At 34.7% G+C, this 20,290-nt stretch carries 22 protein-coding genes and 1 other annotated feature; of the genes, 1 reads left to right on the top strand and 21 read right to left on the bottom strand.

The window, feature by feature from the left end; all coding sequences use genetic code 11:
• Window positions 1-10: 10 nt before the first annotated feature.
• From GVV10_RS02445 to GVV10_RS02395, 12 genes are all read right to left on the bottom strand, one after another.
• A complete protein-coding gene (locus tag GVV10_RS02445; protein WP_159519244.1) occupies window positions 11-979 on the bottom strand; it encodes a metal ABC transporter substrate-binding protein in 969 nt (322 codons plus the stop codon).
• Entirely contained in the window at window positions 976-2,082 is a 1,107-nt protein-coding gene (locus GVV10_RS02440; protein ID WP_159519242.1) for an AI-2E family transporter, read from the bottom strand. Before GVV10_RS02440 ends, GVV10_RS02445 begins: the two co-directional genes overlap by 4 nt.
• A gap of 36 nt (window positions 2,083-2,118) precedes the next feature.
• Window positions 2,119-2,649 (bottom strand): hypothetical protein, encoded by a 531-nt coding sequence (locus GVV10_RS02435; RefSeq protein WP_159519240.1) that lies wholly within the window; start codon window positions 2,647-2,649, stop codon window positions 2,119-2,121.
• A complete protein-coding gene (gene mreC / locus GVV10_RS02430) occupies window positions 2,646-3,485 on the bottom strand; it encodes a rod shape-determining protein MreC (RefSeq protein ID WP_159519238.1) in 840 nt (279 codons plus the stop codon). Before mreC ends, GVV10_RS02435 begins: the two co-directional genes overlap by 4 nt.
• Before the next feature lie 149 nt (window positions 3,486-3,634).
• Window positions 3,635-4,324, bottom strand: coding sequence for a RadC family protein (radC, locus tag GVV10_RS02425; RefSeq protein ID WP_159519236.1), 690 nt, complete (start codon window positions 4,322-4,324; stop codon window positions 3,635-3,637).
• Complete coding sequence (locus GVV10_RS09535; RefSeq protein WP_268892246.1) at window positions 4,324-4,446, bottom strand: hypothetical protein; 123 nt, start codon at window positions 4,444-4,446, stop codon at window positions 4,324-4,326. The genes radC and GVV10_RS09535 overlap by 1 nt, the downstream gene beginning before the upstream one ends.
• A 45-nt stretch (window positions 4,447-4,491) precedes the next feature.
• Complete coding sequence (locus GVV10_RS02420) at window positions 4,492-5,283, bottom strand: MetQ/NlpA family ABC transporter substrate-binding protein (protein ID WP_159519234.1); 792 nt, start codon at window positions 5,281-5,283, stop codon at window positions 4,492-4,494.
• Between the two features lie 44 nt (window positions 5,284-5,327).
• Window positions 5,328-5,566, bottom strand: a binding site (T-box leader).
• Between the two features lie 38 nt (window positions 5,567-5,604).
• Complete coding sequence (locus GVV10_RS02415; RefSeq protein ID WP_159519232.1) at window positions 5,605-6,882, bottom strand: dicarboxylate/amino acid:cation symporter; 1,278 nt, start codon at window positions 6,880-6,882, stop codon at window positions 5,605-5,607.
• A 231-nt stretch (window positions 6,883-7,113) separates the two neighbouring features.
• Window positions 7,114-8,463: a phospholipase D-like domain-containing protein gene (locus GVV10_RS02410; protein ID WP_159519230.1), complete on the bottom strand. Its 1,350-nt coding sequence runs from the start codon at window positions 8,461-8,463 to the stop codon at window positions 7,114-7,116.
• 55 nt (window positions 8,464-8,518) lie between these two features.
• Window positions 8,519-9,307: a metal ABC transporter permease gene (locus GVV10_RS02405; RefSeq protein WP_159519228.1), complete on the bottom strand. Its 789-nt coding sequence runs from the start codon at window positions 9,305-9,307 to the stop codon at window positions 8,519-8,521.
• 6 nt (window positions 9,308-9,313) lie between these two features.
• Window positions 9,314-9,946, bottom strand: coding sequence for a metal ABC transporter ATP-binding protein (locus GVV10_RS02400; RefSeq protein ID WP_159519226.1), 633 nt, complete (start codon window positions 9,944-9,946; stop codon window positions 9,314-9,316).
• A 1-nt stretch (window position 9,947) separates the two neighbouring features.
• Window positions 9,948-10,805 (bottom strand): metal ABC transporter substrate-binding protein, encoded by an 858-nt coding sequence (locus tag GVV10_RS02395; RefSeq protein ID WP_159519224.1) that lies wholly within the window; start codon window positions 10,803-10,805, stop codon window positions 9,948-9,950.
• A 201-nt stretch (window positions 10,806-11,006) separates the two neighbouring features.
• Between GVV10_RS02395 and GVV10_RS02390 the strand changes: the two genes are divergently transcribed.
• Complete coding sequence (locus tag GVV10_RS02390; protein WP_159519222.1) at window positions 11,007-12,353, top strand: FAD-dependent oxidoreductase; 1,347 nt, start codon at window positions 11,007-11,009, stop codon at window positions 12,351-12,353.
• A gap of 41 nt (window positions 12,354-12,394) precedes the next feature.
• Here the strand turns inward: GVV10_RS02390 and GVV10_RS02385 are convergent, their stop codons facing one another.
• The 9 genes from GVV10_RS02385 to GVV10_RS02345 all read right to left on the bottom strand — a co-directional run bounded on the left by GVV10_RS02385 (window position 12,395) and on the right by GVV10_RS02345 (window position 20,168).
• Window positions 12,395-13,252, bottom strand: coding sequence for a CAP domain-containing protein (locus GVV10_RS02385; protein ID WP_159519220.1), 858 nt, complete (start codon window positions 13,250-13,252; stop codon window positions 12,395-12,397).
• Window positions 13,253-13,285: 33 nt separating this feature from the next.
• Entirely contained in the window at window positions 13,286-13,606 is a 321-nt protein-coding gene (locus GVV10_RS02380) for a DsrE family protein (protein WP_159519218.1), read from the bottom strand.
• Between the two features lie 65 nt (window positions 13,607-13,671).
• A complete protein-coding gene (locus tag GVV10_RS02375) occupies window positions 13,672-14,022 on the bottom strand; it encodes a PaaI family thioesterase (protein ID WP_159519216.1) in 351 nt (116 codons plus the stop codon).
• 14 nt (window positions 14,023-14,036) lie between these two features.
• The gene (locus GVV10_RS02370; RefSeq protein ID WP_159519214.1) at window positions 14,037-15,395 is read right to left on the bottom strand and encodes a PFL family protein; all 1,359 of its coding nucleotides are present in this window, start codon (window positions 15,393-15,395) and stop codon (window positions 14,037-14,039) included.
• Complete coding sequence (locus GVV10_RS02365) at window positions 15,392-15,676, bottom strand: ACT domain-containing protein (RefSeq protein ID WP_159519212.1); 285 nt, start codon at window positions 15,674-15,676, stop codon at window positions 15,392-15,394. Before GVV10_RS02365 ends, GVV10_RS02370 begins: the two co-directional genes overlap by 4 nt.
• Before the next feature lie 276 nt (window positions 15,677-15,952).
• Complete coding sequence (locus GVV10_RS02360; RefSeq protein WP_159519210.1) at window positions 15,953-16,858, bottom strand: MarR family transcriptional regulator; 906 nt, start codon at window positions 16,856-16,858, stop codon at window positions 15,953-15,955.
• The gene (locus GVV10_RS02355; protein ID WP_159519208.1) at window positions 16,851-18,434 is read right to left on the bottom strand and encodes an ABC transporter permease subunit; all 1,584 of its coding nucleotides are present in this window, start codon (window positions 18,432-18,434) and stop codon (window positions 16,851-16,853) included. The genes GVV10_RS02360 and GVV10_RS02355 overlap by 8 nt, the downstream gene beginning before the upstream one ends.
• On the bottom strand, window positions 18,418-19,200 hold the full coding sequence (locus GVV10_RS02350) for an ABC transporter ATP-binding protein (RefSeq protein ID WP_159519205.1): 783 nt from the start codon (window positions 19,198-19,200) through the stop codon (window positions 18,418-18,420). Before GVV10_RS02350 ends, GVV10_RS02355 begins: the two co-directional genes overlap by 17 nt.
• On the bottom strand, window positions 19,188-20,168 hold the full coding sequence (locus GVV10_RS02345) for an extracellular solute-binding protein (RefSeq protein WP_159519203.1): 981 nt from the start codon (window positions 20,166-20,168) through the stop codon (window positions 19,188-19,190). The genes GVV10_RS02350 and GVV10_RS02345 overlap by 13 nt, the downstream gene beginning before the upstream one ends.
• Between the last annotated feature and the right edge of the window lie 122 nt (window positions 20,169-20,290).

Below are 20,290 nucleotides of genomic sequence, written 5' to 3'. Positions count from 1 at the left end.
ACAAAAACCCTTATTGCTCTTTTGTCATAGCCTCAAGGGTTTCTAAATTTTGATACATTTTATCGATGTAATCATACTTATCTTTTTTGTCTTCTTCAGTTAATTTAAATAAATTACTCAAATTAATTTGCTTCAATTCTAATTCAGTTTTTAATTGATTAAACAACTTGATGTAATCGTCTGGTAGATTGTCTTCATAAGCAATGTACTTAACATCATCCATCATGATTCGATTACGAATAATCTCAAGTTGTTCATCACTGGGTAAAACACCATACTTCGACAATGTTATAGGATACACACCCACATTGAAGCTTCGTTGCCAGTTTCCAAAACTTGGGGTCATTGTCGCAAATGCGATGCCATAATCTTCATCTCTTAGTTTTTGAAAATCTGCTTGTAGTCGCGTTAATTCCACTTCAAGAGCTTCAAAGTTGGACTTGTATAATTTAGCGTGATCGGGTCTTTCTTTAACTAAATAGTCTTTGATCGTTCGTGCCATAGATGTCATCGCAATCGGATCCATCCATAAGATTGGATCTTGCTCATATTTATCTACAGATTTAAATTCTTCACCATCATAATACTCCGATTCAATTAAGGCTTCTTGATCACCTGAAACCACCGTGGTAAATCGTTTAAATGGATACAATGATGAACGTTCAGATAAATCAATTTTCTTTATTTTACTTTCATCAAAGTCCTTTAGATATAATGGAAAATATGGGTCAAGTTCATTAATGTAGAACATGACATTTGCTTCTTTAAATATCTTCTCATAGTCTTTACTGATTTGCGAAGTTTGTACAATACCACCCTCAGAAATATTGGTGACATTAACGGTATCACCGGCAATGCGTTCAAATAAGAATTCTAAAGGATAGTTACTGACAACAATATTGAGTGGTTTTGGAACACAAGCACTCAAGGAGCCTAGTAATACAAATAACGTCATAATGCTTAATAATTTCTTTTTCATGATAGCCTACTTTCTTCATATTTTTCAAGATCCCAATTCATCGATTTTAGTTCAAGTAATGATCGAATTGATAAATACAGAGGCATTGAGATTAAAACACCGACAAACCCAAACATTGTACTTGCAGCAAAGAAAGCAAACAAGGACCATAATGGTTCAACTTTATTTCGTTTTGAATAAATAAGGGGCGATGTCACATAGCCATCAATATTTGATAGGACCATTAACATCACAATCAAGATGACGATTTTACTTGTCGGCATACTCAGTGCCGTTAAAACACCAATTGCATGAACGATCATTGGTCCAATATAAGGTATCAAAAGCGAAAGTGCTGTAAGAACACCCAAAATCAGAGCATAATTATGACCTAACAAGAAATACATCAATGAATATTCAATAGCAATAATTGGCATAATGATTGCGAAACTTCGCAAATATGAACTCACTGATTGATCAACCACCCGAATGCTTGCAGACAGCTTCGGAGAAACCCAATGTGCTTTTTTCATCACAGACGAACTTATTTTTTCATAATCAAAAATAAAATAAATTCCAATGACAAACGAGAACATCGCTAGGGTTAAAGCTGAGAATATTTTCCCAATAAATACTGAAGCCATGGCCGGTAAATTAGACACTGATCCAACGATTTTATCCATGCTATCAAGTGCTTGTTTAAAGAGTGAATCCATCAACGGTGTACTGGCCGCATTCCCACCTTTATAATAATCATAAAGTTTTTGAATTCCATCGATAATGGTTGTAGCAAACTGCATCATATCATCATACATCGAGGGTAAGATGAGGGAAAATAAAAGAACAATTAAGGCTAAAAAACCAATTATTGTTACAAACACAGAAAGTGCTCGTGGGATTTTATACTTTTCGAAAAATACTGCAATCGGACGCAATATATAAGCAAGGATAAATCCGATAACAAATGGTAAAAGAATAATTTTTATTTTAGAAAATAAATCAGACCAGATTGGCCACGTAATCGACAATAGTACGATTAAGACCATAAATAGTATGACAGGCAAAATATTATCTAAACTGAATGTTTCTTTAAATCTTTTAATAAGTTTTTGAACTGGCGTCATCAATTCACCTCTTTACTTTCTTTTCATTATATCATATTAATAGGTTCGTAAATCCTGTGTCTTGTTTAAAATAATACTGTGAATTTTTTTATAAAATTCAAGCAGTGGGTAAACAAACAAGGCATTAATAATAATGACCCAAAACATCCTTTGTCCTATAAAATCAAGATAGGTCATATGAATATTATTAAGATTCGTAATGAGAATAAAGGTTAATGATTCCTTTATAAAGAGTGCTACGATTGCGATAATTGCAAATTCAACAATATTTCCACCAATTTGTCGTTGCCATATTCTCATCAGTAGAACAGTCAACACATAGGAAACAAAAAAGATTGGAAATGAATTAATATGATTCAAATCCATCCACATTGATAAAAGCGAAGCTTTTATCACACTCTCTTTGGAAGTATCGGTTTGAATTAACAAGATTAACCCTAAAAAAGCCAAGTTACTCACAAAGGTAATATTACCAATATTTAAACTATTCACAACACCTGCAATGACCGTATCAACCATTAATAGACAAACAATAAAGGCAAAGTGCATAAAACGTATATATCTCATGGTTTTTTCACCACCGATATGTATCTTAAGTTATGAAAACTTTGCTCTGATTCCATATAAACAATGACACCGACACTGTCTGGAACTTTTTTGATTGACTTAACTTTACCAACATACAAGCCACTTGGATAAACCCCACCTTGACCCGAGGTCGTCACGACCATATCTTCAGTTATCGTACTTCTTGATTCCAAGAGTTTAATGGAGAATAAGTTTTCACTTGTATCATAACTCGTCAAAATTCCAGGTACAGTTTGTTTATCATTAATTTGAATTTTAACGGATACTTCACTGTATTCATTATTGGCTGTCAACAAAGATACTAATGAAGAGTCTTGTTGAACTTTGATAACTCGTCCAACTAACCCTTGATTACTGACCACACCATCGCCAACTTCAACCCCTTGTTTACTGCCTAAATCAATGCTCACGACTTGATCCCATTGTTCAAGGCTTCGAGCTCTAATTTGTCCGTTAATCAAGGTATAATCTGAATAAAGGGACTGAAGTTCGTTCATTTCTTTGAGTTCTTCTAATTCATTTTCAAGTTCTTGAACTCGAGCTTTCCAATGATGAATACCTTCAAGTTCACGACGCAGCATATCATTTTCATAACGAACATCCCACATCGTTGCACTGTCACTTGCAATACTGCCAAGAGTCTCAACAGGATAATCAACCAGTCCATAACGAAGCATTGAAATGAAACTAAAAAAGTTCCGGTCAGCACTTTCATAATAACTCGTCCTTTTAATAACACCCATACCTAAAACAGAAATAATTAGTACAATTAAGACCGTTGCTAGAAATTTTTGCAATCTACTTTTTTGCTTCATTTAATCACCTTCTATATTATACGAATTATTGCTCTAAGATACAAATAAAACAAGTGACTTTGGCGTGTTTGTTGGGTCTCTTTAACGTAATTTTCACATTGCTTGAATATTAGGCATTTAAAAACCACGATTAATCACTCAATCGTGGTTTATGATTCTTTAAATATCTCAGGATGCATTTGTCGTAGTGAAATAAAATCACCAAAACTAACAATAATATGATCTAATATATGCAAATCTAAGAGTTGTGCTGCACTAACTAAAGCTTTAGTGGTTTCTAAATCTGCTGAACTTGCTCGCATCGTTTTACCCGGATGATTATGCACAAGAATCATGCAACTCGCATTGAATCGGACTGCCTCTCGAAATAAATCACGAGGGTGGACAAGGCTTTTATCCACCGTTCCTTTAAAGAGAAGTTTATGACCCAAAATTTTAAGTTGATGATTGAGAAATACAGCGATAAAATGTTCCTGGTTTTCAAATCCGATTTCAGAATTTAACCACTTGACCAATGACTTAGGATTTTCCAAGCTAATGTTTTCTTTATGTTTGTAGCGAAATATCCGTCGACTCATCTCCATAATCGCACAAATCTCTAATGACTTCGCCTCTTTTATTCCGTCAATTCCCATCAAATCAAATGCACTCATTTGCGGAAGACCACCCAGTCCATTGCTTTTAAGCAAAACTTCGGCCGCCACATCAATGGCTGACTTTCGTTTGGTACCAGTGCGAATTAAAAGCGCAAGTAATTCATGGTCACTTAAGCACGTTAAGCCATAAGCCAATGCTTTTTCACGGGGTCGAAGTGCTTTGGGTATTTCACGAATTTTCATTAACGTGACCAAGAAGCTCTAAAGCCGCGGACTTGAATTCGTCCAGATCGTGATGTTAATAAGCGATACACGGTTACAACACCAGCGGCTAAAACGAGATATCCAATAACTGATGAACTCATTAAATCCCTCCTTCCTCATTAAGTTAAAGAGATTTAAACATTATCCTAATCTAGAGTACTAATGACAGATGGTGCATACTTTTCTTCAATAAATGTTTTGACTTTCGGATCGCTAAACGCTTTGATTAACGCCTTGGTCTTATCGGATTCTAAATCATCTTTCCGCACCGCAATCACATTCACGATTTCGTCAACTTTCTCTTGCGAAATACTTTCTGCTTGCAACCCTCTTTGAGTAATATCTGCAGCTAAAGCATAGTTTCCATTAATGATTGCATAGTCTGCATCATCGATTAGAGGTGTAATATTGTCTGCTTGAATTTCTTTAATATCTAAATTATAGTGATTGACAGCAATGTCTTTTAAGCGTAATTTTTCGCCTGTTAATTCAATCCATCCCAGTTCTTCAAGTAAGCTTAGTGCACGTGGTAAGTTTGTTGGATCATCTGGAACCAAGACGGTATCCCCTTCTTTCACAGCATCCAAAGTATCTTTTTTACCTGCATAAATTGCGATGGGTTCATAATGAACTTTTAAAGCCCATTGTAAATCACTGTTTGCCTGTTTGTTGAAATCACTTAAGTATGGAATATGTTGGAAGTAGTTCGCATCAATTGTTCCATCATCTAATAATGTATTGGGAATTTTGTAATCATCCACCACATTAATTTCGAGTGTGTAACCTTCATTTTTTAAAGGCTCAACAACCTGTTTCAAAATTTCTGCATGGGGTAATGCCGTTGCGGTGACCTTAATAATTTTATCGTCATCACCTTTTTTTGCACCACATCCACTTACAATCAATAAAACCAAGAAAACCGATAGTATTTTTTTCATTTCATTTTCCTCCTTCTTTCATGAAATATAAAAAGCACGCTATCCCTAAGGATGAGCGTGCTCATGTTACCACCTTAATTTATTATCTGCCTCACGACAAATAACCTTATCGAGTACAATCATACTCTAACACTGTAACGGGTGTACCCGATATAAGCTAAACACTTGTCTCACTTATACAGCTCCAAGACCATTTTCAATCTACTTCCATTCATTCTGTCTCACCCAATCAGAACTCTCTGTAAAATTTTCATAGATTTACTTTTCTTTTCATCGCTTTTTTACATTATTACGCATATCTTTTCATTTGTCAACACTAAGTTAATCAAATTTAGTTTCTTTATAATTAACAATCACTGCTGCAGTTGCTGATCCGGTGACATTAGCCATTGTACGGGCCATATCGACCAAACTTGAAATCGGAGCAAAAATGAAAATTATTTCTAATGGTAATCCAGCTGCTGTTAAAACGGCAGTGGCTGCAATTGTAGCAGTTCCTGGTACACCGGCCGTACCAAACGAGACGATGACAGCATAAACAATTAACATAGCAAATTGTAAACTTGTAAATGGGATATTGAACGAATACACTGTAAACACCGCTAACATAATGGGCCAAATTGCTGTACATGCTGGCATGCCAACATTTGCTCCAAGACCAGCAACAAATGAGGCAATATCACCATCAACCTCAAGGTCTTGGCTTAACTGGTCAATCACAACCGGTACTGTACCAACACTACTTTGAGATGTGAAAGCAACAAGTTGTGCAGGATAAATCCCCTTAAAAAATTTCACTGGACTCATTTTAGCAAACAATTTCACTAAGACACCATGTATGATAAATGCTTGAAAGAAGCTAAGACCATAACCAACCAGGATGACTAAAAATAAAGAACTGATTTCATTTCCTGAAAATCGGCTTGGCACTGATGCAATGTAAGCAACCACTGCATAGGGGGTCAATTTAATAATAATTTTGACGAACTCATTGATTAAATGGTTCATTGACTCAAAAAACTGTAAAACAGGCATCGCTTTATCTTGATTCGCTGTATTGAGCTTTACCAACGCAATACCCATGAGCACCGAAAAGAGTATCATTGGGATGATTTGATTCTCTGCGGCATGCAAGACGATATTACTTGGAAAGAAACTTATGATTGTATCGATAAATGTGGGAACCTCACGAGCCACATAATCACTGGGTAAGTCTAAGTTAAAACTTGAACCAAACTTTATTTGTGTGGTGACAAGAACAGTAAGAATTCCTGCTAACAAGGCATTGAGAAGCAACCAAAAAACTGATCGTACACCTAAAGACTTGAGGCGATTGAGGTTATTAACTGATGCAATGCTTGCAATAATACTGAAAAACAATAACGGAACAACAACGGATGAAATTAATCGGGAATAAATCCGTCCAAATACACTGACATACTCAACATTCCCTTTAAAAATTATACCAATTAGTAATCCAAACGCCATTGCGATAAAGGTGCGTTTCGCAAATGACAAGTGATATTTCTTTTTTAATCCATACAAACCATAAAACACTAAGACAGTCGATAATAAAGCGATAATGGGTAAATAATTCATGCTTTCCTCCTATTTTGAGCATAAAAAAAAGTGTCTCTCGACACTCAATTGTTTAAATTTTGACATTCGAAAGTTGCAGGCTAAAAATCACCTGTAAGGTTATATTTATTGTTTATGATTTTACAACAACATGATTTTTTCATAATGGGTCCTCCAAATAAATTTAACATATATGTTACATCGTTCATAATAATCAACCTTCTCGCTGTTGTCAAGAAAAGTGTTTTAATTTTAAATTAAAAATGAGAAAATTCTAGAAAAGACCGAACTCACCGTCATCATAAATCGCTTGAACCACGATACATGGACTTCCTGGTCCTTACCCGCAATACTTTTATCACCACTTAGAGCAAAGGATTGTTCGAGTTGCTCATGGATGACATCATTATATTGTTTATTGAGTGCGTCTGATCGAACAATCAGCACCATTTCAGTGTTAACAAAAAAACTACGATCATCTAAATTAAATGAACCAATAACTAAAATATCATCGAATTGATAGGCTTTGGTGTGGATTGAATGCCCACCATCGCTTTGGTATTCATAAATATCAATCTTAGTCTTTAAGAACTTTTCTTTGTTTTTATAATAATTTGAAAAAGCAGGATAATTAGCAGACGAAGCGATTGAATTCGTTAAAAATTGAACACTGACACCTTGATCTGTTAAATCTTTAAGGATCCTTAGACTATCTTTATGCGCTGTTGCATAGGGTGTTTGTACAACTACTTTATCATTTGTATTCGCTGCGAGCTGAGTCAGTGCATAGCCAATATACCCTTGGGTTTCCGTGGGGATCATTGGATTTGTAAGGAATGTTAAGTCCGCAGTGCCTGCCTTTAAAATATAATTATCTAAACTGTAGCTTGAATTTAATTGTTTGCGCCAAATATTTTTCTGTTTTTCATAGGCGCGCTTTTGCTTCGTATTGATCTGTTTAATTTCAGAATTTCCGATGAAGTTATTCGCATAGTCATGAAGTGCGTTTGCAAAACCATGTTCAGAGATCACTAAGACATCCAAATCCGAAACAGTTTTAAGGTCCTTTGTCTTTGTAAAGTATTTATCACCAATATTTCGTCCCCCCACTAAAGCGTAGTCCCCATCAACCACAAGGTATTTCTCATGATGAACTGATTGCCAAGACCTTATCTTAAATAAAGAAAGTGGGTTGTAGGTGTAACTATTGATGTTAGGATGACTTGCAAGTGCTTTACCTGTCTTGTTTCGTGTTCCTCCTAATTTATAGTCCGTTAAAAGTGTCACCTTGACGCCACGATCGGCTGCTTTAATTAATTCAGAGTAAATTGCGGTTGTTGTGTCCCCTTCATGAATAATATAGCTTGATAGAACAATTCGTTCTTTCGCATTTTGTATCATCGCTAAACGAACCTGAAAGGCTTCATTGGGATCACTCACTAAATAAACCTGCTCACCTTTATACTCTAAATCACTTAGTTTTTTATCAATGACTTCTTTTTGTTCAAAGGTTAAGGACTTTGGACGGATGTAAGGGGTAATCATCAGTAAAAACCCTAAGAGAATTGCGATCACTGTTATTTTGAAACCAGTTTTTTTCATTGTCTATCACCATCTTTAACTATAGCATAATTATAGTCATTGATTGAGTTATCATTTATTTGTTACGAACAAATAAAAACGAGATCAGATACCCTGCAACTGCCGTTAACACAATGGTTCCGCCTGGTCTTAAATCAAAATAATATGATAACGTTAAACCTAACCACATAAAGATAAGGGAAAATATCATCGAATAAAGAACGGTTGTTTTATAGCTTTTTGACACTCTCATCGCTAAAGCAACGGGTAAAACCATCAAGGAGGACACCACAAGTGCACCCACTACACGAGATCCAATTGCAACAGTAATTGCCGTTAAGAAAAGAAAGATGAAATTCATTTTATTAATTGATATTCCTGATAATTTCGCTGATTTCTCATCAAACGCTATAAAAAAGAATTCTCGATAATAGCGAATTGCGATACCAATAACTAAAATGGACAAAGCAATAGAGACAAGGTTATCACTTTGGTTGATGCTTACAATTGAACCAAATAAATAAGCATTAAAATTATTAGGATTATTAACAAATCCTAATAAAACCCCTGACAACCCAATGCCAAATGACATAATAATGGCGATCGCGAGTTCTTGATAAGACCCGAGATGTTTTTGAATCGTGTTGATACTTAAGGCAGCGACTAAGGAAATTACGATGGCGCCTACCAAAGGATTAAACCCTAAAATCAACCCCAGTGAAACACCACTCAGAGCAACATGTGATAAAGCGTCCCCAATCATTGATAAACGCTTTAAGACCACTGTGACACCTAATAAAGGCAAAATTAGAGCCAAAAACCCACCCACAATAAATGCCGTTCTTACAAAATCATATTGAAACATTAACACTCACCCTTTTTCTATAATTCCTGCATCAACAACTTCTAACACTTTTAATGATTCATCATAAGATTGATGAGTTACCATAACGATGGTCATTTTATGCACTTCATTGAGATGTGCTAAAAGTTCCATGAGTTCTTGAGTCGAAGTTTTATCTAAACCTGTTGTTGGTTCATCTAAAAATAAGACTTCAGGTTCATACATAAGTTCGCGAGCAATATAGACCCGTTGCAATTGCCCGCCTGATAAATTAGAAATTTTTTTATGCGCAATATCTTTCAAACCGACATGATCTAAAGACGCTAAAGCATCCTTTCGCGCTTGTTTGTTCATGGACTTAGCCTTTAACATGACCACTTCTAGAGCTGTTGCTGGAAACCCTTGACTTTTAGTCAGTCCACCTTGAAATACGGTACCAATCTTGGCATATTGATTAAAATCTTCGATTGGTTGTCCTAGAAGTTTAATGGTTCCTTCTTGTGCTTTTAAAAATCCTAACATTAAATTTAATAAGGTCGACTTGCCACTACCATTAGCACCAACAATCGCGACAAAGTCACCCGCTTCAATTTTTAAATTAACCGAAGAAAAAATAGTCATATCTGGATAAGAAAAGCTCATATTTTTTATTTCAATCATCTTACATCAACCCTTCAAGTAATTGCTCTAAATTGTATTCTAACAGATCAAAATATGTTTTATCCTCTACTGCTTTTTCAATGGTATACAAATCTAAAATTTGAGCACCTGTTTCTTTTTCAACCAGTTTAATGACATCATTTTTATGGGAAGGATCGACAAAAATTGCATTGACATTTTTTTCGTTGATCATTTTAATAGCTCGTTCCGTTTGTTTGAAACTGGCATCTCCATCACTGATTCCTTCAATAATTGCTTCTTGCTGTAAACCATATCGATGGGCTAAATACTCATAAGCATGATGATCAACAACAAATTCTTTGTGTTCAACATCATATAATGCCTCATAATTTACGATGATCTCTTCCAAACGTTGACGATGCATTTCATAATTTTTTGTATACACTTCTTTTTGATCTGGATGAAGGACGATCAATGCTTCATAGATTTGGTTAAACATCGATTTTCCATGATGAGGATCAAGCCATACATGAGGATCATGATCGCCATGGTCGTGGTCATGCTCGTGATCATGATTACTCTCCAACAACTCTAAGGATTCACTCAATGCGAGTGCTTTCCCATTGCTGACCATATCGTCTTCAAACCAAAATTCAAAACCTCCACCATTATAAATAAATAACTTTGATTCTAAAATCATTGCTCTTTGTTTTGCGGTTGGTTCAAAATCGTGCGCATCGCCTGTTCCATCTAATATAACATTAACAGGTTCACCCGTTATCATCTCTACCATACTTTGAATTGGAAAGAAACTTGTCACAACATCATGATTTTCTTTTTTTGAACAAGCACTTAAAAATAAGAGTAAAACTAAAATTATTAACAATCTTTTCTTCATACTTAACCTCCACTTGCGAATCATTTGCAAATACAATTATAACGTTAAGCATTCAGAATTGTCAAGAAATAAAACCCTGCTTGTTAGAAAAATAGGGTTTTGCACAAAGTTGTCCCAACGAATATCGCTTCAACAGTGTACATCAGTAGATTATAGGATTAATGATTGCTAAACTAAATTTAGTCATAGGAGGATGATGAAATGAAAGTAGTAGTTGTAGGTTGTACACACGCTGGAACAGCAGCAGTTAAAACAATTTTAAAAGAAAATCCTGGTGCAGAAGTTCAGGTATTTGAAAGAAATGATAACGTATCATTTCTATCGTGCGGAATCGCTCTATATATTGGGGAAGTCGTTAACAAGGCAGAAGAATTATTCTACTCCAACCCTCAAGAGCTTAGTGATTTAGGCGCCGATGTTCATATGGAACATAATGTTTTAGATATTGATGTTGATGCAAAGCAAGTCAAAGTTCAAAACATGTTAACCGATGAAACATTCACAGAATCTTACGATAAACTCGTTTTAACGACAGGTTCATGGCCAATTGAGCCGCCAATTCCTGGTGTTGATGCAGAGAATATCTTATTATGTAAAAACTATAATCAAGCCAAAGAAATTTTCGCAAGAAAACAAGACGCAGAAAAAGTTGTTATTGTGGGTGGTGGCTACATCGGTATCGAATTAGTCGAAGCATTTGCTGAAACTGGAAAAGATGTTACCTTAATCGATGGTTTAGATCGTATCTTAAATAAATATCTTGACCCTGAATTCACAGATGTTCTCGAAGACGATCTAAGAAATCGCGGCGTAAAATTAGCCTTGAACCAAACTGTCGAACGTTTTGAATCAGACGAAAACGGAAATGTTAAATCAGTTCACACACCAAACGGAGATTTTGAAGCAGACTTAGTCATTATGTGTGTTGGATTCCGTCCGAATGCAGAACTTGTCATGGGTAAAATTGACACCTTGCCAAATGGTGCTGTTAAAGTCAATGAATACATGCAAACAAGCAATCCAGATATCTATGCAGGTGGCGACAATGTTGCGGTTCACTATAATCCAACAGGTGATCACGCTTATATCCCTCTTGCAACGAATGCTGTACGTATGGGTACACTCATCGGTAAAAACATCGGTGGTCATCGTGTAAAATATCGCGGAACACAAGGAACATCCGGACTTTACTTATTTGGTTACAACATCGGTTCAACAGGCGTCAACGTCAACTCTGCACCTCATTTTGGTTTAGAGGTTGATTCAGTGGTTGTCAAAGATATGTATCGCCCAGAGTTCATGCCTACAACTGAAGAAGTACTCATGAAACTTGTTTACGATAAGAAGACGAAAGTCATCGTTGGTGGACAGGTTATGTCAAAATATGACATCACACAATCAGCGAACACATTATCACTTGCAGTCCAAAATAAAATGACGATTGAAGATTTAGCTTATGTTGACTTCTTCTTCCAACCTCATTTCGATAGACCTTTAAACTATTTAAACATTCTTGCTCAAGCAGCTTGTGAAAAAGAAGGTCTTTAAACCAATAACAAAATGCCTTACTCAATTTGAGTAAGGCATTTTTATTTTTTAATATAAACATATATAATAATCATCACCAACGAAACGATCGAAGCAATTAAACCTATCAGAATGATTTTCTGTTTTTTAATTGTTTTTTCTTGTTGAAACAAAACTTCCTGTTGAAGTTTTACTTGTTCTTGTTCAAATTTCAGTTGATTTTCCGTTAATTTTAATGCTTTAATTTCGTCTCTTTGCTTATTGGCTAATTCTTCTTCTTGTTGATCAACTTTTGCTTCTTTCACATCTTTTTTAGGTATTTCTTTAGCTAGGGGTACATCACGCTTATCCTTGGTCGGAATATGCGTCGGTTTAATTTCTTCTTTAATTACAAGCTCTTTTTTCTTTTCAGGCTTGGGTTGTGGTTTTGATGTTTGAGGTTTCTCAGCACCATCTGAATTAAAAAGTTGAGTCATATAGTATACATTCCCTACCTTATGAATCGATAAGCCAATCATATCGTATTCAGGTTTAACCATGTTTTGATAATGACCTGGACTGTTTTTCCATAAAGTATAAAAGTCTTGTGCGAGTTCCGCATTATCTGGCACTTTATTATAACTTTTTTTCGCTACGTTTTCACCGATATACAATGGAAAAATATTAAAGTCATCATAGATTGTGCTCCACTCTTTCCCGTTGGGTCGCGTATGAGAAAATGTTTGTACAATTTCTTGCGATCGCTTAGCAGCAGCTGTACTTAATTTCGCGTCGATCCTAAGGGCTTTTCTTCCAAGATTCGCTCGTTCTTGGTTGACATGTTGTAATACTTGTTCATTAATTGAACTATTAGCATTAACAGGCGATATGAGCGAAATCATCATCATAATCGTGACAATACTTCGAATTACAATTTTCATATTAGCCCTCCTAGGTTGATTTATAAAGCGGTTTTATGGCTTTATATACGAATACCCTTGTTCCTGGCGTTTCATCAATTCGAAAACACCAGTTGGAACAACATTTACAGTGTCCTCTAACTCACTGGTTAAAATATCATTGGCATTAAGAGCGTTTTGGCAAACAGATACAACTATTCCTAATTCAATTAGTTCAACAATTCTTGGTTCTTGATCTACAATTGCAAGTGTAACCGGTTCCCCATTCATTAAGATATGGATTTCATTGACTTCATCTTCTTTGAGTAAATTCTTCACATTTGCATAACAATGATCAAATCGTCTTAATTCATTTAAATGGAATATTACATTCATTTTACCACCTCTTTCTCTTTTTTTTATCATACCAAGTATTTAAATAAAATAAAACTCATATACACCTATGCCACACGGTACATCGTAATAGTTGCTTGGGTGCATAGAATCTCATTTGAATAAGTTTTCACGTCAATCACAACTGTTTTTCTTGTCTTATTTAACACAGTCGCTTTTGCAGATAAAACACCTTCTTGAATACCTTTTAAATAATTAATCGAAGAATTTAAAGTAATGTATGATCCTTCATATGCGTGAGTTGCATAACCTGCTGTTGTATCAGATAGACTAAAATATACACCACCATGAACATAACCAAAGTAATTTAGACTAGTTGGAGTAATCTCCATTTCTAAATGAGCATACCCTTCCTTTGCTTCAACAACACTCATTCCTAAATGCTTCATATAATCCATTTTAACATCACCTTTCAATTCTTAAAACTGTGGATTGGAGCAGGAACAAAGCCTCCTCGTGTAATAAAATCGTTATTGCAAAACTGGTTCACTTTCATAATTGGAGCATAGCCTAGTAAACCACCAAATTCAACCATTTCTCCAATAGTTTTACCATATACCGGAATAATTCTAACCGCGGTTGTTTTATTATTAATCAGGCCTATCGCTGCTTCATCTGCAATGATTCCCGATAATGTTTGCCAAGGCGTATCGCCAGGGACTGCAACCATATCAAGGCCAACCGAGCAAACGGCTGTCATTGCTTCTAGTTTTTCTAATGACAAAGCCCCTTGTTTAACCGCTTTTATCATGGCTCTATCTTCACTCACTGGTATAAAAGCACCGCTTAATCCTCCGACATGAGTTGAAGCCATCAAGCCACCTTTTTTTATGGAATCATTTAACAAAGCTAGGGCTAATGTTGTGCCTGGTGCACCCGCAACTTCTAGACCCATTACTTCAAATATTTCACCGATACTGTCTCCAACAGCTGGCGTAGGTGCTAAGGATAAATCGATAATACCAAACGGAACATTTAAACGCTTTGCTGCTTCTTGACCAATTAATTGACCAGCACGAGTTATTTTAAAAGCTGTTTCTTGAATGGTTGAGCATAGATCATTGAAACTTTGTTTCTTTGATGCAACAAGTGCCGCTTTCACAACACCGGGCCCACTCACTCCAACACTTAAAACAACATCTTTTTCACCGACTCCATGATATGCACCCGCCATAAACGGATTATCATCAACGGCATTACAAAAGGCGACAAATTTAGCACATGCAATGCTTTCTTTGTCTTTGGTTCGATGAGCCATGTCTAAAATCATGGGGCCCATTGCAGCTACAGCATCCATATTCAAGCCATTACGACTTGACCCTAAATTAACACTCGCACAAACACGATCAGTAACCGCTAAGCTTTCGGGTAAACTATTAAATAATATTTGGTCTGATGAAGAGGTTCCTTTTTGTACCAATGCAGAAAAACCACCAATAAAATCAACATTCACTTCTTTTGCTACCGCATCTAAGGTCTTCGCAATTGAAACATACGAATCCGTTTCGCAAGCTGCTGCCGCAATCGCAATCGGAGTGATTGAAATTCTTTTATTGATAATTGGAATACCATATTCTTTTTCTAGATCATCAGCAACTTTAACCAAATCCTTGGCATAATATGTTATTTTATTGTAAATATTTTCATTGAATTTATTGACATCTTTATCTGCACAATCTAAAAGACTTATGCCCATGGTTAAGGTACGCACATCAAGATTAAAATCATCAACCATTCGCTTTGTTTCAAAGGCTTCTTTTAAACGAATCATTGGTTTCCTCCTGTTATACGATACATTTCTTCAAATAAATCTGCACGTTGTAATTGTATTGACACACCAATTTGTTTCGCTAAATCATCAAAGAGTCCAACAACTTTTTGAAATTCATGCTTGGAATTTGTCATATCCACAATCATAAACATATTAAAATAACCGTCTAAAATACTTTGATCGATATCTAGAATATTTATATTTTCATTGGCAAGCATTTGACTCACACTTGCAATGATTCCAACTTGATCTTTTCCTACAACTGTTACAATCGTTTTCATTTTAAATAACCCCTTTTCACCTCTTTTATATTAACATGTTTTCTATTTATTAGGGGGATAAAATGCCTCTATGGGTATAATATTTATTTTATTATTTAACTGCTCATTTTATCTTATTTTCATATCTCTAAACAATTTTAATTCAGTCCAACCTCTTACTGTAAGCAATTTAATACAATGACAAAACATTAATTCTAAACCGTTAAAAAAGAGCCTTGATAGACAAGACTCTTCATAATCAAAGCAATTTCTATTACAAAATACGATTGAACTAGCTTATTTAACTTTATAGATAGGATCTACTTCACATAGTTCAGCGAACGTATCAATTTCAATAATCGCATCTTGACCAACAGGAACTACATTCACTGCATATTTTTCCTTCATATCTTTCAAAGCGACTTCATCCCAATACTTTTCTTTACCACCAGGTGATTTATAAACTGCTGCAATATCTTCAGCTAACTTAATTCCATCTTCTTTAGTCCAATAGGATATGCCAACCATTTGATGGGTATCCACACCACCTATTTTAACTTTTGTGATAAGGCTGCCACGTGTATCAAAACACCAATCATCCGTCACATCAACTTTTTTAGTTTTATAGCTGCTTGAATACTCATATTTATTGATGATTAATGGATCTGATAAGAGCAAATCCGATTCTAATACTAATGTATTTTCAAATAAATGACGAGCCATGTAGGCACTGGAAATATTATTTGCTTCATTGTAGTAATCATTGTCAATAAACTTAATCATAGGATACTTGATTAACAATGTATCAAATTGTTCTTTTAAAAAGCCTCGAACAATTGTGATATCTTCAATCCCAGCCTCAATAACAGCATCTAAAAGTGTATCAATCATTCGAACTCCCTTAACACGAATCAAAGGCTTAGGTGTATTATAGGACACAGGAACAAGACGAGAACCAAATCCAGCCGCAAAAAATAGCGCCCTTTTAACTTTGTAAGGCTCTAAATTTTGATAACCCAATTCACTAACTCCATAATCTCCATTTTCATTGAGTTCAATAAATTTTTGCTCCTGAAGGTAGGAAACAGCAGAATTTACAGTACCAACAGAAATACCACAAACTTGTGCTACTTCCTTTTGTGTAAAACTCTTTCCAGCCATACGTTCAATATAAACCAAAACACTAAATTGACTTCTATTCATTATTTTCTCCTTTTAATTTATGTTGTTTAAAGAAATACATTCCTGACTTAAATATAATATTGCATATTAATATCAGCAACGATACCAAAGCAGTCGCTTCTATCAGTGACTGCGCATCAAGTTGAGGGATCAAGAGTGCTAGCGGTTGATTTCGAACATTTGATAAAAATGATACAGCCGATATTGTTATCATTGAATTGGTAAAAAAGAATGAGAACATTTCAAAAATTGTTAATTGAGTATTGGGAATAAAAACATCCACTAACATTCGCCACTTAGAAATTCCATGCACTTCTGCAAGATCATTAAACGAACTTCCATAACCACTCAAGGAATTATACGCCATCAAATAAGGAGAAGAAAAGAAGTGTACGATATTAACTAAAATCAGAATAAATATTGTATTGTAAATAAAAGTTGAGTTAAAAAACAAAACATAACTTAGACCTAATACTACCCCTGGAATTGCAAGCGAAAACATCGATAATAGATGAAGAAACAAGACAGTTGGGGTTTTATTACTTCGTGCTGTTATATATGCGGTTAAGTAAGAAACAACGGTTCCTAAAAGAGCCGTCGATAATGCAATCGTCAATGAATTAATCAAATAATCCACAATGTCTAATTGTAATGCGTCTTTAAAGTGTCTTAAACTCAGAGACATGTTTTTAGGAAATTGTTCAACCACACTTAAGAGAACAAATGCAAAAATAGGCAATAAAAATATAACCGAAATCAAAATCAGAATTATATTTGCGAGTAAGTCTCTCTTTTTATTTTCTTTGACTACAAACTTTCGGACAAGTGTAGAATCATGGCGTTCTTTCTCTATTTTTAGATCAACTATAAACGCTATGAACGCTGGAATCAATAAAACAACACCGATAATTGCTCCATTTGAAAAATTCAGCAGTCCTATAATTTCTCTGTACATATAAGCGGATAATGTTTGAAATTTACCACCAATCATGAGCGGTACACCATAATCAGTGAAAATCATTGTAAACACAGCAAAACAAGCAGCTAATAATGGTTTACCAATATTCGGAAGCGTTATATTTAAAAACTGTTTTACTTTAGGAATTCCTAAAATCTCACATGCCTCATAACTTGTATAATCCTCATATGATAGAGCATCACTAATTAATAAAAAAGCGACTGGAAAAGAATATAAAATGGACCCCATCACAATTCCAACAAAACCAAACAAATTAAAATGTAAATCAAGAAATTGTGTGATAATTCCATTATGTCCAAAAAGTATAATTAGTCCTATAGCATGAGATATTGATGGGATTAGCATCGGTACTGTAAGAACAACATTAAACATATTTTTAAATTTAATTTGGGAACGCCTCAAAACTCCTGACACAAACAAAGCCAGGCTAACAGATATAAAGGTAGCCAAAATTGTTGTCGATAAACTATTAAACATCAATTCAGAAAACCCATCTGTGAAAATTAAAATCTTAATATCATCACGTCTTACATATGTAAATAAATTAAAAAGTGGTAAGATTACAGCAAACAAAAAAAATATAATTAAGATTAATCGGCTTTTATTTTTCTTCTTCATCAATTTCCCCCACATAACGACGCATAGATCTTAATTTATGATCTATGTGATTAACAACAAACCGTTTTACATAATCATTCTTAGGTTTACTATAGATTTCTTGCGGAGTGCCTATTTGCTCAATAACCCCGTTATTCATAACCATAATCCGATCAGATAAATAAAACGCTTCCTCTTGATCATGCGTTATGAAAATCATTGTAGCATTAAAGTTTTTCTGAATTTCCTTTAATTCTGTTTTCATGATTTCACGATTTTCAACATCAAGAGCTGAAATAGGTTCATCTAGCAAGATGACATCTGGTTGAGTTGCTAATGTCCGAGCAATGGCAACCCTTTGTTGTTGACCCCCCGATAATTGTCCTGGTTTTTTTGGCAAATGCGCTTCCATACCAATCATCACTAAGGTTTCTTTAGCAATACGATTAGCTTCAGCAGCATCCATTTTAAATTTTAAAGCATATGAAACATTTTCTAAGACAGTCATATTAGGAAATAATGCATAACTTTGAAATACAATGCCCATTCCTCGCTCAACCGGTTTAAGATTAGATATTTCGTGTGTTTCGTTATAAATCATCCCGCTATCCTGTTCTTCTAAACCAATTATAATCCTCAAAAGAGTTGTTTTACCACAACCTGACGGACCCAAAACACTCAAAAACTCACCCTTCTTCACATCAAAAGATAGATTATTTAAAACTGTTTTGCCATCATAAACCTTTGTTAAATTTTCAATCATTAATTTCGGTTTTAATACTTCCATAATTTCAATAACCTCTCTTTGTCTTCTATACTTTGAATACCTTCCATATCGGCATAATTAATATTTTCAGGATAATTTTTAATCCTATTAACTTGCCCATCAAAAATCATTTCCGGAGAAAAATATTCTTTGTCATAAATAATAAAGTCATTGATGATAAAGTCAAAAATCTTTTGAACATTTTGATTATTCTCTCTCCCCTTTATCATGGCAGTCCCTGTTAAAGAATACGGTGAACCTTCAGGTGGAAAGATAATTTCAAATGGTTTTCCTTTGTTAATTTCATTCATTGCTTGAAATGTTAAGCCCAAACCAACCGCAACCTCTCCTTGATTCAATAACTTAATCGGACCAGAACCTGATTCAGTAAATTGTTTTACATTCTCAGATAGATTATCAAAATATGAAAAACCGTTTTGTTCACCCAGTACATTCATTCTATTTTTCATAAAGAAATAACCTGTTCCACTCGATTTGGGATCAGACATTGCAATAAGATTTTTTAATTCAGGTTTCAGTAAATCAGAATAGTTCTTCGGCGTTTTTATATTGTATTTTTTTAAAACATCTTTATTAACAATAAACGAACCCGCTTGACGCTCCCAAATAACATATTTGTTATCGTTTAACTCAGGCATAAAATGGTCCTCATATGGAATTCGTGATAAACCCTCAATATCAGCAAGATGTTCCTGTATTTTAATCATGTAGCTTGTTTCCAAGCCAACGATAATATCCGCTTCCGTTCTAGCACCTTCAAGAACTACTTTTGCAGCGACTTTCCCAGTTGGAACATACATCAGTTTTGTTTTTATCTCCGGAAACTCTTCATCCAATTGTTTTTGAAGCTCTTCACCACGAAATTGTTCTAAGCTAGAATAGATAATTATTGTATCTTTTTGCTTAAAACCTACCAAACTAATCAACACTAACATGACAGTTGTTAAGATTATTAATTCTTTTTTCATTTTCATCCCCCAAAACATTCAATTTGTACTTATTTGTTTCAAACTTCACTTTATTTATTATAATACATTTGCAATTTAATAACAATAGTGTGATTGAAAACCATAAATTGAAAATCAACTCC

The organism is Erysipelothrix urinaevulpis, from assembly GCF_009828835.1.
Lineage (GTDB): Bacteria > Bacillota_I > Bacilli_A > Erysipelotrichales > Erysipelotrichaceae > Erysipelothrix > Erysipelothrix urinaevulpis.
This window is presented reverse-complemented; position numbering and strand designations above follow the sequence as displayed.